Source organism: Antrihabitans auranticaus (assembly GCF_016481275.1).
GTDB lineage: Bacteria > Actinomycetota > Actinomycetes > Mycobacteriales > Mycobacteriaceae > Antrihabitans.
In genome coordinates, this window is record NZ_JAEMNW010000004.1 from 133,139 (window position 1) to 146,797 (window position 13,659).

The window sequence follows — 13,659 nt, forward strand, 5'->3', positions numbered from 1 at the left end:
ACTGGTGTTCGATATGGCCAAACAGGACAACGAAGACAGCGGCCGGACTGCGGCGGTGCAGTCGGTCGACCGTGCGTTACTCGTCATGGAAATCCTCGCGAAGCTCGGGCAGGCCGGTGTTACCGAGATCGCCGCCGAGCTCGGCGTCCACAAGTCGACGGTCTCGCGTCTGATCGCCGTCCTCGAGTCCCGCGGTTACGTCGAGCAGCTTTCCGATCGTGGCAAGTATCGGCTCGGCTTCTCGATTGTCAGGCTTGCCGGCTCCACGAGTGCGCAGCTCGATCTGGCGAAACAGAGCCAGAGCGCATGCGACGCCCTGGCAGCGGAAGCGGGGGAGACGACCAACCTTGCGATCCTCGACGATACGCGCGCAATCAACATCGTCGAGGCATCCGGTGCGGGCGAGATCTCGTTGCGCTCGTGGGTGGGACAGAGCTGCCCTGCGCATGCGACGTCGAGCGGCAAGGTGCTGCTGTCCGGCCTGGACCCGCGTGAGGTCCGCAAGCGCCTCGGAACAAAACTCGAAGCCTTTACCGACAACACCGTCAACCGCATCGTCGACCTGGATGTCGAGCTCGCCCAGGTTCGTGAGATCGGCTGGGCAAGCGTGCGTGAGGAGTTGGAGATCGGCCTGAACGCAGTTGCGGCGCCGGTGCGCGACAGCACGGGCGCGGTCGTTGCGGCGCTGAGTGTTTCGGGACCGGCGTACCGCCTCGGTGTCGACCGCTTCGAGTCGGTCGCAAAAATCGCCATCGCGAGCGCGGACGACATCAGCCGCCGCCTTGGCTATATCGGCTGATCAACGGTTCGGCTCGGCTGGGGTCGCTGGGCTTCGCCCCCCGGCCGAGTGTGCACTTGTCTGCGCGGTTACTCGATATTCCCGACAAGAAGTGCACTTTCGGCGTTGACACGGGTTGCCCGCAGCCGCGATACTAGTTGCGTATAGCGCGCTTGTTGCGTCTACAGAAACAAACTTCATACTGCCGCACATGCGCGGCGGGAGATCTCCACACGTGTGGGGAGCCGAAGGAGCAACACCTCCCGGGAATCTCTCAGGCCCAATACCGCTGCGCGCAGGCAACTCTGGAAAGCAGTGCCTATGCACTCGCCGACGGGGCAAGCGCTGACGCGTGAATCTCTCAGGCCATTCGGACAGAGCGGGAGGAGCCACCCATCGCACACCCGCGTGCGTTTACGAAAGGCTCCTCATGGCTCACCCAGCGACCGCCGTGCGTACCGAACTCGACACACCGCTGCGCGAATTCGATCCGTTGGTAGCGCAATTGGTCGATCGTGAAGTCGAGCGCCAGCAGCGTGGGCTGGAAATGATCGCGTCCGAAAACTACGCACCCCTTGCGGTCATGCAGGCACAGGGCACCGTCCTGACCAACAAGTACGCGGAGGGTTACCCAGGTCGCCGGTACTACGGCGGCTGCGAGCATGTCGACGAGATCGAGTCGCTGGCCATCGAGCGCTTGCGCGGACTCTTCGGCGCGGAATACGTTAATGTGCAACCGCATTCGGGTGCGCAGGCCAACGCCGCGGCAATGCACGCCGTCCTCCGTCCGGGCGATGCGATCCTCGGCCTGGCGCTGGCGCACGGCGGTCACCTCACGCACGGAATGAAGATCAACTTTTCCGGCCGGCTCTACGATGTCGCGGCCTATCACGTCAGGGAGAACGACCATCGCGTCGATATGGCCGAGGTCGAACGACTCGCGCACGAGCATCGCCCGAAGCTGATCGTTGCAGGTTGGTCTGCATACCCGCGGCACCTCGATTTCGCCGAATTTCGCCGCATCGCAGACAATGTCGGTGCCTACCTCATGGTCGACATGGCGCACTTCGCCGGACTCGTCGCGGCGGGGCTGCACCCTTCGCCAGTGCCGCACGCGCACATCGTCACCTCGACGACGCACAAGACTCTCGGTGGACCGCGTGGCGGCTTTATTCTTGCAATCGAAGAGCTGCGCAAGAAGCTGGACTCCGCGGTGTTTCCCGGGCAGCAGGGCGGACCGCTCGAGCACGTAATCGCAGCCAAGGCAGTCGCGTTCAAGATGGCGGGCGAACCGGCGTTCCGGGATCGGCAGGAGCGCACGCTGGCGGGGGCGCGCCTACTGGCCGACCGGCTGCTCGCCGACGACTGCCGCCGGGCCGGCATCAGCGTCGTCAGCGGCGGTACCGACGTGCATCTGGTCCTGGTCGACCTTCGTGCCTCCGAACTCGACGGTAAGCAGGCGGAGGACCGACTGCACGACATCGGTATCACGGTGAACCGGAACGCAGTTCCCTTCGATCCCCGACCGCCGATGGTCAGTTCCGGACTGCGCATCGGCACGCCCGCGCTGGCCGCTCGAGGATTCGACGCGGACGCGTTCGCCGAGGTCGCGGATATCATCGCCATGGCGCTGCTCTCGTCGGCATCGGTCGTCGAGCTCACCGATCGGGTCGACGCACTGGCACAACGGTTTCCGCTGTACCCCGACCTGCGCAGCCCGGCATGACGGTCAGCGTGTTCGACCTCTTCCGCGTCGGCATCGGTCCGTCCAGCTCGCACACGGTCGGACCCATGCGCGCCGCGGGAAGGTTCCTCGAAGAGCTGAAAGCGGCTGGTGTGCTGCATGATACGACGGCAGTACGGGTCGAATTGTTTGGATCCCTCGGCGCAACGGGACGCGGCCACGGCAGCGTGGAGGCGATCGTTGCCGGCCTCTCCGGTGAGCAGCCGGAGACGGTCGATCCGGAGGTCGTCGTGACAGGCGCGGCTGCGGCGCGTCGCAGCGGAGCGTTGCTGCTCGGGGGAGTGCACCCGATCGCCTTCGCAGTCGACGACGACATCGTCCTGCACCGGCGCGAGCGGCTGCCCTTCCACAGCAACGGAATGTCCTTCCATGCGGCCGGCGAGGGTGGAGCCGAGCTCGCGCAGCATCGCTATTACTCGGTAGGCGGCGGCTTCGTCGTCGACGACGAGGCTGGCGAACCGATTACGGAGACAGTCGTCCAGTATCCGTTCGGAACCGCTGACGAATTGCTGGCGACTGCGGCGGCGACCGGGCTGCCGATCAGCTCGCTGCTCATGGCAAACGAAATATCCTGGCGAACAGAGGAACAGGTGCGGGCGGGTTTGCTCGAGATCTGGTCGGCGATGCGTGCCTGCGTGCAACGGGGAACGGTCGGCCGGGGTGTTCTCCCGGGGAGTCTTCACGTTCGTCGACGTGCTGCTGCGCTTCTGGCACGACTCGACGCGGAGGCGGACGAAAGCGACCCACTGCGCGCAATGGAATGGGTAACGCTGTACGCGATGGCCGTCAACGAGGAGAACGCGGCCGGCGGACGAGTCGTGACAGCTCCGACGAACGGGGCAGCGGGGATCGTTCCCGCCGTGCTGCACTACATCGACCGGTTCGGCGTCGGGTGTACCGACGATGTTGTCGTCGAGTTTCTGCTGACCGCCGGCGCGATCGGCTTGCTGATCAAGAAGAATGCGTCGATCTCGGGTGCCGAGGTCGGCTGTCAGGGCGAGGTGGGTTCGGCTTGCGCGATGGCCGCCGCGGGCCTTGCTGCTGTGCTGGGCGGCACGCCCGAGCAGATCGAGAACGCGGCCGAGATCGGCATCGAGCACAACCTCGGCCTCACCTGCGATCCGATCGGTGGGTTGGTGCAGATCCCCTGCATAGAGCGCAACGGTGTCGCGGCGGTGAAGGCGATCACCGCTGCTCGGATGGCGATCCGCGGCGACGGGAAGCATTACGTGTCGCTCGACAAAGCGATCCAGACAATGCGCGCGACCGGTGCGGACATGCTCGACAAGTACAAGGAGACTTCACTGGGCGGCTTGGCCGTCGCCGTCGTCGAATGCTGATCGCACACCACTGACGAGCGCGTGTCGAACTCGATTCGACTCCGCCGGTTCGGTCAGTCCGGGGCGGTGTCCTGCTGCCCTTCTGTCGATTTCGCAGCTTGTTCACGGGTCGCCATGCCGCCTTCGCCGCCGTGGTCGACGGGGCCCGGCGGATCAGTGAGGACCTCGGTACCGTCGTCTGCGCTGTCGGAGTCTTGCTTCCCGGTTGTCACGAGATGACCGCGTCTACGGCCTTCTTGAGCGCCGACGGCTGGGTGGGTGAGCGCGGCGCGTCCTTTCTCCGGTCGATCATTTCTGCGCCGATCTCCTGTAACTGTTTGCGGCTCAATTGCTTTCGAACCTCAGGAAACCACTGGTCTTCCTCTTCGTCGATATGGTGTTCGACGCTCTCGATCAGGACGGTGGTCTTCGCGTCGAAGCGCTCCGCAGACGGCTTCATCGCTGCCAATTCCATAACCAGCAGGTCGGCAACGTGATGCTCCTCGTAGGACTCGAGAATGTCGCTTTCCAAGTCGGGGAGGAGTTTGCGCACCTGGGGATACATGCACTCGTTCTCCAGGTACGTATGGATCGTCAGTAGCTCTACGATTTTCGCGACGATCTTGCCTTTTTGGCCTTCCGCATTCGGTCCCGCATTCTTGAACTCGCGAAAGGTCTTCTTGATCTCTTTGTGGTCGTTTTTGAGCAGGACGATTGCGTCGGTCGACATCGATTCTCCTAGATAACGGTCGGCGGGCTGATGGCCGAACCTTCCGTAGTACTTCCCGTTCGAGCGCACAACGAAACTGACGACGGTGGATCCCGCGCTGTTCGTGTCGCGATCGCTTCCCGCATAATCGACGTAGCGACCGGGTCGAAGGCTGCGGTTGCGGTTGGATCCGGATCCGAACGGAGCGCTGATGAACGCACGAGGGATCGCCGCCTGTGCGGCAGTGGTGGCGATCGGTCTGGCCGGCTGCGGTTCGACCGACAGTTCCGGCTCTGTGGCCGTAGCGGATCGACCGACGACCTCGGCCGTCGAATCGGCAGTCACCACACCACGACTCGCCTCGATGGACAACTTCCGGGATATCGCCGGTCCGGGCGATGGCTATACAACCGCGGACGGCAAGCGAGTTCGGCACGGCGTCGTCTACCGCTCCAATGCGGTCACACCGAACGAAGCGGACCTCGCGACACTGAACGGACTCGGCATCCGGGCGATCTATGACCTGCGAACGACGGCCGAAGTGACCGCGACTCCCGATACGCCGCTGCCCGGCGCAGCGTATGTGCGAGTGAACGTCATGGGCGACGCGTCGGACGGGAACCTTGCTGCAGCGGCAGCGGCACTGAGCACGCCGGAGCAGGCAGCCGACCTGCTGGCAGCGTTCAACCGGGAGTTCGTCACCAACGCCGAACAGCGCGCGCAGCTGAAGACCCTGCTGACAGATCTTGCGGAGGGATCCGGTCCGCAGATCGTGCATTGCACTGCCGGTAAAGATCGGACCGGCTGGGCGACGGCGTTGTTGCTGGCGGTCGCCGGTGTGCCTCGTCAGACGATTCTCGACGACTACCTGTTGACCAACGAGTATTCCCGCGCCTCGATCGACGCGACCACTGCGCAGGTTGCGCAGGCAAAAGGCCCCGAGGCTGCAGCGATGTTCCACGTGCTGCTCGGAGTCGCACCCGAGTACCTGCAGGCCGGCTTCGACGAGGTGGACCGCACCTACGGGGGGTTCGATAACTACCTCACAGACGGGCTCGGGCTGACCCCGGAATCGGTGGCGAATCTGAAGGCGAAACTCACGCAGTAGCCGAGCCCCGTGCAATGTGCCGGGTCAGTACTCCCGCAGCGGACGACTAGCGATGCATATTGCTCAGTTTGTTCTTCGTGTATTGCGCATAGTTCCACTCACTGATCGAATTATGAAGCGGACTGCACAACCTGAAGTCCCTTCGCTGCGCTTCATCAAGCGCATGCACGTCGACGGGTTCGGCGCCACCTATCCGGTGGCCCGGGCCGTCCTCAGGCCATAAGGCGCACGACTCCGCGAAGTCGCTTGCGCGCTCCCAGTTGCACGGTGTCAACTGGTTTCGAATAGGAGTTCCCGTGGATCACGCTGCAATCATCGAATATCGTGCGGACGGCGCGTCCGGCACACTCTCGACCGTTGCCGAGCGAGTGCTGTGGTTGTCCACTTCGATGATTCATCATGCCAACAGAATTCGCCCGAACCCGTCCGGTCTGAAAGTCGGCGGACATCAGGCGTCCTGTGCATCGATGGTCTCGATAATGACGTCGCTGTGGTTCGAGCAGTTGCAGCCAGGCGATCGTGTCTCGGTCAAACCCCACGCGTCGCCCGTGCTGCACAGCATCAACTATTTACTCGGGCAGTTGGACGAATCCTATTTGACGACTCTTCGCGAATTCGGCGGCTTGCAGTCGTACCCGAGCCGCGCCAAAGATCCAGATCCGGTGGACTATTCGACGGGATCGGTCGGAATCGGTGCGACCGCACCGATTTGGGGTGCCATGGCGCGACGCTATGTCCACACGATCAGCGGCGCGGCGGGTAAGGGCCGGCAGTACTCACTCGTCGGGGACGCCGAACTCGACGAGGGCGCGATCTGGGAAGCAATTCTCGATCCTGGTATTTCCGACCTCGGCGAGGTGGTGTGGATCGTCGACCTGAACCGGCAATCGCTGGACCGCGTGATTCCCAACATCGCGGCGGGACGTCTGGAGAAGATGTTCGACGCCGCAGGCTGGCAAGTGATCACGGTCAAGTTCGGTACCCTGCTCGAGGAATTGTTCACTCGCCCTGGTGGTTCGGCGTTGCGGACCCGAATCCTGGACATGCCCAATCCGGAGTATCAGAGGCTGCTGCGCTGCACAGCCGACCAGCTCCGAGAACGGCTACCAGGCGAAGGAGCCGAGAGGGGCGCACTCGGTGAGCTGATTTCGCAGCTCGATGACGAAACGCTGCTGTCGGCGATCCGAAATCTCGGTGGGCACGATCTCGCGGCTCTGTCGGCTGCATATCGGCAGATCGACGATTCGCGACCCACGGTGATCATCGCGTACACGATCAAGGGTTACGGCCTCCCTACTCAGGGCCACCCGCAGAATCATTCGTCTTTGCTCACGGTGGAGGAGTACGCGACGTTCGCGGCCGCGTTGGGCATGGACTCGCAGAATCCGTGGGGTCGATTTCCCGACGGTTCGGCCGCGAGCGAGCTGTGCGCAAGCACCGCAGCCAAGTTGCAGCGTGAGCCTATCGACGGGGTGGCTCCGCCCGCGGTTCCGGCAGACATCGGTCGCACGCCGAAAGGCACGGCGACCACGCAAGCCGCCCTTGGCCGGGTGTTGCTCGATTTGACCAGGGAGGCACCGGAAGCCGCCCGTCGTGTCGTGACCGTCAGTCCGGACGTCAGCTCGACGACGAACCTCGGCGGCTGGGTCAACAAGGTGGGGGTGTGGTCTGCAACCGAGCGTCGCAACTGGTTTGCAGACGATGCGGAAACGATCATGCATTGGCGCGAGAAGCCGACCGGGCAGCATATGGAACTCGGTATCGCGGAGACCAACCTCGTCGGCCTGATCGGTGAGCTCGGTGCCACCTGGAGTCGCTGGGGCCAGCCGCTGTATCCGATCGGTGTCATGTACGACCCGTTCGTGGAGCGTGCACTGGAGCCGTGGTCCTACGGCATCTATGCAGGCGGTCAGTCGATTCTGGTCGGGACACCGTCCGGGGTGACTCTCGCTGCCGAAGGCGGTGCGCACCAGTCGATTACGACTCCGTCCATCGGGCTGGAGCAGCCGGGCTGCATCAGCTACGAACCTGCGTTTGCGATCGACACGGAATGGACACTGCTGGCAAGCATCGCGCGCCTCGGCAGGCCCGATGGGACGTCGGCCTACCTGCGGCTGTCTACGCGGCCAGTCGATCAAGGCCTGGCGGACGTGCCGACGGATCCGGCGGCACGCGAGCGCCGCCGGCGCCAAGTCGTCGCTGGTGCCTACGTCGTTCGCCGCACCGACGACGCGGTTGTGACCCTCGTCGGCATGGGGGCGATGATGACCGAAACCCTTGTTGCCGCAGACCGTCTCGACCAGGTCGGCGTGCCCGCCGATGTCGTGTGCGTGACGAGTCCGGGATTGTTGTTCGAAGCGATCCAGGCAAGGCAGGGCCGCGGCAGCGGTGAGACCTGGATCCTCGATCAGGTGTTCCCGGCAGCGCGGGCGACTCCGTTGGTGACCGTTCTGGACGGCCATCCGCACACGCTCGCGTTCCTTTCCGGCATCAATCGGGTCGCCAGCGTGGCGCTGGGCGTGACGCACTTCGGTCAGGTGGGTGCACTCGAGGACGTGTACAAATACCACGGCATCGATACCGACAGCATCGTTCGTGCCGCGCTGGACGTCATCGCCTGATCAGGTCGACACGGGCTTCGCTGCAGCCGATCTCCGTTCGGTGACCGCGGCGACCCGTTCGAAGCGGTAGACGTCGTTGTCGATCGTCCGTGCTCTGCGCTTCGCGCGGAACACGCCGCCCACCATCGCAATCGGGCTGTCGCCGTGCGAGTTTCGATAGTAGGTGTTGACGTGCTTGTTCACTTCGGTGAAGTAGTAGGTCGCCGGCCGGACATACCTGTGCTGCGCGCGGTGATACGCGTCGTGGACGTGCTTGTGCACCTCGACCAGGGTGGCGCCGCGCTCGCGTGCCGCCTTGATCGCGGTGATCGCGTGGTCGGCGGCTCGTTCGACCTGATCGTGCCAGCCGGTCGAACCGCCGGCGTACGGACCCGAGGTCATCCACCGGTTCGGCACGCCGGGGACCGACACTGAGTCGTAGGCTTGCATACCGTTCGCACGCCAGAACTGCGCAAGATCGAACCCGTCGCGTCCGACGATCGTGCCGAGATGGTAATCCATTGGCTCGGTGAACATTTCGTGACCGGTCGCCATGACGACGAGGTCGAGTTCGTGCTCGGCGCCACTGGCGGTGACGAGGCCGTGTTCGGTGAAGTGGTCCGCCGCCTCGGTCACGAGGTGCACGTTGTCGCGGTCGAAGGTTGGCAGGAATGCCGAGTTGAACGTCGGCCGTTTGGCGGCCGGACCGTAGTTCGGCCGCAATGCTCTGCGCGCCTCCCGGTTTCGCACTCGCGAGTACAGGTAGGGCCGGTAGAGCGCTTTGGCGACGGCGTCGAACGTCCGGCCGCCTGCAATGATCAGCGCCTTCGGTGGAGACAGCTTGGCGGCGCTCTGCGAGAAGATGTCGATTCCTATCTCACCCACGAAGTGGACGAGTGGTACGACGCCGGGTAGCCACGTGAGGGAAAACGGGAAGCGCTGCATGGGGATACGCGGGCGTGGAAAAACCCACGGCGGTGTCCGCTGAAATACCGTGAGCGACTGCACTTGTGGAGCGATCTCGGCGATGATCTGGACGGCGCTGGCTCCGGTGCCGACGATGCCGACCCGCAGGCCACGGTAGCCGATCTCGTTGTTCCACCGGCCGGGTCGCTGGATGAGGCCGTTGTACGTGTCGAGTCCGGGGATCGGCGCGTCCTTCGGATTGAGGAAGCCGCCTGTCGCCACCACGATGAACCGTGCCGTGATGATGTCGCCCCGCGCAGTGTGCAACGTCCAATGGTGGCCGGCGTCGTCCCAGATCTGTCGTTCGATCTCGATTCCGAAGCGGAAGTGCGGGTCGAGACCGTGCCGCGTCGCGACATCGGCGTGATACCGCTGGATCTCCGCACCCGGCGGGAACAGGTTCGTCCACGTCTTGCTGCGGTCGAAGGTGAACTGGTACAGGACAACCGGCAGATCGACACTGATGCCGGGATAGGTGTACTCGTGCCACGTGCCGCCAGGACCGCTCGCACGGTCGATGATGACGAAGTCGTCGATGCCGGCCTGCTTCAGCTTGACACCCGTGGCGATTCCTCCGGGTCCGGCGCCTATGACGACAACCTCGTGGTCCGGGGTGACACTCATTTTCGGTCTCCTTTGTCTTCACGTCGATGTGGTGACTGCCCTCGGGCGCGGATCGATGGGGGTGTTCGGAATTATAGACACAACTGTCTCAGACAGTGTTACGCTCGCGGCGACATCCAACGGAGGAGGCCCGCAGCAGATGAGTGGTCGATTGTTCCGCGGTATCCGCGATCCCAAGCTCGTCCTGATAACCGGTGCGGGTGCCGGCATCGGCCGCGCGACCGCAATTCGCTTCGCCGCCAGGGGCGCGCGGGTCGTCGTACTCGATATCGACAAGGCCGGAGCTGACGAGACCGTCTCGAAGATCCTCGGCGCGGGTGGCGTCGCGGAAGCTCACAGGCTCGACGTTACCGATCAGGATGCGTGGAATCTGCTGGCGCAGAACGTCTTCGAACACCACGGAGTGCCCGACGTCCTCATCAACAATGCGGGCATCGGCGTCATCGCGCCCTTCTTCAGGACCACCGAACAGCAGTGGGATCGCCTCATGGCGGTCAACGTGGCAGGTGTGACAAACGGCTGCCGCGCGGTGGCACCGCTGATGATGACCGAGCAGCACGGCCAGATCGTCAATGTCGCATCGGGGGCCGCTTTCCTGCCCACGCCGCTGTTCTCCGCGTACGCGACGTCGAAGGCGCAGGTCCGGATGTTCTCCGAGTGCTTACGCGGCGAACTCGCACCGCACGGAGTCGGTGTATCGGTCGTCTGTCCCGGCGGTTCGGCGACCGGAATCTTCGGCACTGCGAACCTGTCGTTCGACGACGCGAACGCGGAAAAGATAGAGCGAATGCAGGCTGTCGCCGACACACTGATTCAGCGGTACGGGTCCTGGATCGCCAGCCCGGACGGAATTGCGAAAGGTATCGTCCGCGCGGTGACCTACAACCTCGGTCTGGTGCCGGTCCGACCGGACGCGTGGTTCGCCGAGCTGGCGGGGCGTTTCGCGCCGGAGTTGGTCCGTGTGGGCAGTGCCCAGATGGGACCGAAGCGCGTCGAGGCGCTCGTGCGCATCACCGGTCGACTCGTGCCCGAGCAGGCCATCGTCGCCGCAGAGTCCTTCGCCGCCAACGCTGTCCGCTGAGAACGGGAGAGACCATCATGTTCTTCGGAATTCGTCGACCCACATTGGTATTGGTCACCGGTGCAGGCAGCGGAATCGGTCAGGCCGCCGCAGTGCGTTTCGCCCGCGACGGCGCGACCGTGATCGCGACCGACGCCGATCTCGCGGCAGCCGAACAGACCGTCGCCCAGATCGTCGGCGCGCAGGGGAAGGCTGTCGCTTTCCGACTCGATGTCACCGACCGATCGGCCTGGGCCGGACTCGCTACCACGGTCATCGAACGCCACGGCACGCCGGACGTACTGGTGAACGCCGCCGCGACAGCAGTCTCCGGTGGCTTCGTCGACCAGCCCAAGCCGTCCTGGGACCGGCAACTCGCCATCAACTTCGAGGGAGTTGTGAACGGCTGCAGGATATTTGCTCGTTGTATGGTCGACGAAGGTCGCGGCCAGATCGTCAACGTCGCTTCGGTGCATGCCTACACGCCGCTGCCGATGAGCACGGCGTACAACACGGCAGCGGCGGGCATCCGAATGTTCTCGGAATGTTTGCGTACCGAGATGGCCGGATACGGCGTCGGAGTCTCGGTCGTCTGTCCGGCAAGGAGTGCGACGGGCGACGATGTCGCCGCGCAGATCGTGCGCGTGACCAACTTCGATTGGGGAGTTGCGCCGGTACGACGCGAAGCCTGGGCGGCCTATGCCGCGTCCCGAATCGCACCGCGCCTCTACCGGTATGCCATCGCGCGGGTCGGGCACGATTTGTTACCCGATCACCGCGGCGAGTCGGGCGAAGCCGCCACACGGATTGGTGTCGAAGGCCGAAGTCGGAGATCATGACCTAGACTGTCTGAGACGATTTGGCAACCGACGAAAGGTGACCCCGCCAATGGAAGCCAAAACGGTGGTCGCCGACGTCGCCGACGAGCTTGCCCGCAGGATCGCATCCGGTGAGTACCCGCCGGGGGACCTCATGCCCTCGGTGCGCCAGGTCGCCGACGAGTTCACGATCAACCGCGCGACGGCCCAGTTGGTCCTCGGCCGCCTGGAATCGTTCGGTTTGGTCGAAGCCCAGCGCGCCAAGGGCTTTCGGATCCGCGACGTGCGCATCGAGGGCGGCGTCGATGTGTACCGCCGGCTCTTCCGGTTGTCCATGGCGTCGGGCGAACTCGCAGTGGACCTGTTCCACGACATCGTCCTCGCCGAGCGGTCGATCGTGATGGATGCGCTGCTCGCGTACACCGAGCAGGCCGGCGAGTTCGATCATTCCGAGTTGCGTGCCGCTATCGATGAGTTGGAGACGCTGGCGCGTGCGGCGGAACCCGATCAGCCGGCGATGCTCGCCGTCGAATTGGCCATCGTCCGTAGCCTGCTCGGCGCCCTCGGTCAGACGATGCAGCGCGCGTTGCTCAACTCGATCGGCGAGATGATCCTCGACGTTCCGGAAGCCGTCGAGTCCCACTTCGCGGTCGCGGCAGACCTGCACGTACTCGTCTGGCGGTCGCTCGCCGCTGTGTGGGACTCGGGGACCGCGCCGTCGGACGCGCAACTCGCGTTGTTCGACGACATGTTCGCGATGTACCACGATCGCGTCGTCATGCGGTTCGACGAACTCGTGGGTCCTGCGGAGGAGCCCGCCGTCGGGCACGTCGCGTCCGCCTGATCAAACTGTCTGAGACAGTGCTAGCATCGCCGTATGACTTCGAACGAAACGGCAGAGCGGTTGCTCGATGCGGCAGTCGACTACGTCGTCGGAGAGTTCAGCGGAACGAGGCTGACCGAAGTTGTCTCCCGCGAGGTCGCCGATGTCCTGAAAATGGCAGACAGGCTCGTCATCGCCGAGGTCGTCGATGCCGCAGAGGTCAAGGAGAGCATCCGGATCGCCATCGACGTGGTGGGGGAGAGTCCGGTCTTCAAGGAGGTCGCGGGCGGGTTCGCCGACGGGATCTACGATCTGTCGGCAAACGAGAGCTACCAGCTGGGCGACCTCGTCGACCGCGAGCACGTCGCGGCCTCGATCGAGAAGGTCCTGCTCATGCACACCATGCAGGATCGTATCTTCGATCGGCTCCTGGAGAGCCCGCTGGTGGCGAACGTGGCATCGTCGTTCGTCAACAGGATCGTCGGTGAGTTCGCGGAGAATACGCGCAAACGCGCAGAACGAATTCCGGGCGTCAAATCGTTGATCAAATCGGGGCAAGAGGCGACTGAGCGGGTCCGCAGTTCGGAAGGCAGGCTCGGGCAACTCGCGGGCAAGAGCGCGCAATTCGCGTTGCGCCGCACCAATAATGCCGTTCGGGATGTGCTTCGTTCGGGGTCGATGCACGACGCGGCGATGGAGATCTGGGACCTGCAGGCCAACGAACCGATCGGCAACTTGCGCGAGTTCCTGTCGAAGCAGGATCTGCACGACCTGGTTCTGATCGCGTACGAGCTCGTCGTGACGGCGCGAAACAAGGAATACAACCAGCACGTCATCGACGCTTGCGTCGATATCGTTTTCGAGCGGTACGGCTCCTTCAGTGTGACGCAATTGCTGCGTGAATTGCGGTTGAGCGACGAGCACGTGACTCACGAGATCGTCCGGTTCCTGCCGCCGGTCGTAGCCGCATTGCAGCGAAACGGCGTGCTGGAGCGCGAGATTCGTGCGCGGCTCGAGCCCTTCTTCTACTCGGACGCGGTCGGCGCGATTCTGCTCGGTGTCGCCGACGGGAAGTCGTTGTCGGCTGTCTGAGGCCGGGTGGCGCACCGT

12 protein-coding genes and 2 riboswitches are annotated in these 13,659 nt (G+C 64.1%); of the genes, 9 read left to right on the forward strand and 3 right to left on the reverse strand.

The annotated features are described in order from the left end of the window. Positions 1–13 precede the first annotated feature (13 nt). The 3 genes from JGU72_RS18645 (at position 14) to JGU72_RS18655 (ending at position 3,862) form a co-directional block, all read left to right on the forward strand. Entirely contained in the window at positions 14–799 is a 786-nt protein-coding gene (locus JGU72_RS18645; protein ID WP_199685512.1) for an IclR family transcriptional regulator, read from the forward strand. Positions 800–987: 188 nt separating this feature from the next. Further along, positions 988–1,077: riboswitch (glycine riboswitch) on the forward strand. A gap of 1 nt (position 1,078) precedes the next feature. Then, positions 1,079–1,166: riboswitch (glycine riboswitch) on the forward strand. A gap of 42 nt (positions 1,167–1,208) precedes the next feature. Beyond that, positions 1,209–2,504 carry a serine hydroxymethyltransferase gene (locus JGU72_RS18650; RefSeq protein WP_199685513.1) on the forward strand — a complete coding sequence of 432 codons (1,296 nt, stop codon included), beginning with the start codon at positions 1,209–1,211 and terminating at the stop codon, positions 2,502–2,504. Further along, positions 2,501–3,862: an L-serine ammonia-lyase gene (locus tag JGU72_RS18655; protein WP_199685514.1), complete on the forward strand. Its 1,362-nt coding sequence runs from the start codon at positions 2,501–2,503 to the stop codon at positions 3,860–3,862. The genes JGU72_RS18650 and JGU72_RS18655 overlap by 4 nt, the downstream gene beginning before the upstream one ends. Positions 3,863–3,915: 53 nt before the next feature. On the opposite strand, the gene JGU72_RS18660 is transcribed toward JGU72_RS18655, so the two are convergent. Continuing rightward, positions 3,916–4,074: a hypothetical protein gene (locus tag JGU72_RS18660; protein ID WP_199685515.1), complete on the reverse strand. Its 159-nt coding sequence runs from the start codon at positions 4,072–4,074 to the stop codon at positions 3,916–3,918. Next, positions 4,071–4,571, reverse strand: a complete 501-nt coding sequence (locus JGU72_RS18665) for a hemerythrin domain-containing protein (protein WP_199685516.1) — start codon at positions 4,569–4,571, stop codon at positions 4,071–4,073. Before JGU72_RS18665 ends, JGU72_RS18660 begins: the two co-directional genes overlap by 4 nt. Before the next feature lie 190 nt (positions 4,572–4,761). Here JGU72_RS18665 and JGU72_RS18670 point away from each other — a divergent pair, with 190 nt between their 5' ends. Next, entirely contained in the window at positions 4,762–5,658 is an 897-nt protein-coding gene (locus JGU72_RS18670) for a tyrosine-protein phosphatase (protein ID WP_199685517.1), read from the forward strand. A gap of 311 nt (positions 5,659–5,969) precedes the next feature. Next, positions 5,970–8,279, forward strand: coding sequence for a transketolase-like TK C-terminal-containing protein (locus JGU72_RS18675; RefSeq protein ID WP_307828536.1), 2,310 nt, complete (start codon positions 5,970–5,972; stop codon positions 8,277–8,279). On the opposite strand, the gene JGU72_RS18680 is transcribed toward JGU72_RS18675, so the two are convergent. After that, positions 8,280–9,848, reverse strand: a complete 1,569-nt coding sequence (locus JGU72_RS18680) for a flavin-containing monooxygenase (protein ID WP_199685518.1) — start codon at positions 9,846–9,848, stop codon at positions 8,280–8,282. It lies immediately after the preceding gene. Positions 9,849–9,987: 139 nt separating this feature from the next. Between JGU72_RS18680 and JGU72_RS18685 the strand changes: the two genes are divergently transcribed. The 4 genes from JGU72_RS18685 to JGU72_RS18700 are packed head-to-tail and all read left to right on the forward strand — an operon-like array spanning position 9,988 to position 13,641. Continuing rightward, positions 9,988–10,929 carry an SDR family NAD(P)-dependent oxidoreductase gene (locus JGU72_RS18685; RefSeq protein ID WP_199685519.1) on the forward strand — a complete coding sequence of 314 codons (942 nt, stop codon included), beginning with the start codon at positions 9,988–9,990 and terminating at the stop codon, positions 10,927–10,929. 17 nt (positions 10,930–10,946) lie between these two features. Continuing rightward, positions 10,947–11,747, forward strand: coding sequence for an SDR family NAD(P)-dependent oxidoreductase (locus tag JGU72_RS18690; protein ID WP_199685520.1), 801 nt, complete (start codon positions 10,947–10,949; stop codon positions 11,745–11,747). A 49-nt stretch (positions 11,748–11,796) separates the two neighbouring features. Then, positions 11,797–12,570: a GntR family transcriptional regulator gene (locus tag JGU72_RS18695; protein ID WP_199685521.1), complete on the forward strand. Its 774-nt coding sequence runs from the start codon at positions 11,797–11,799 to the stop codon at positions 12,568–12,570. Between the two features lie 33 nt (positions 12,571–12,603). Then, entirely contained in the window at positions 12,604–13,641 is a 1,038-nt protein-coding gene (locus JGU72_RS18700; RefSeq protein WP_199685522.1) for a hypothetical protein, read from the forward strand. Positions 13,642–13,659 lie beyond the last annotated feature (18 nt).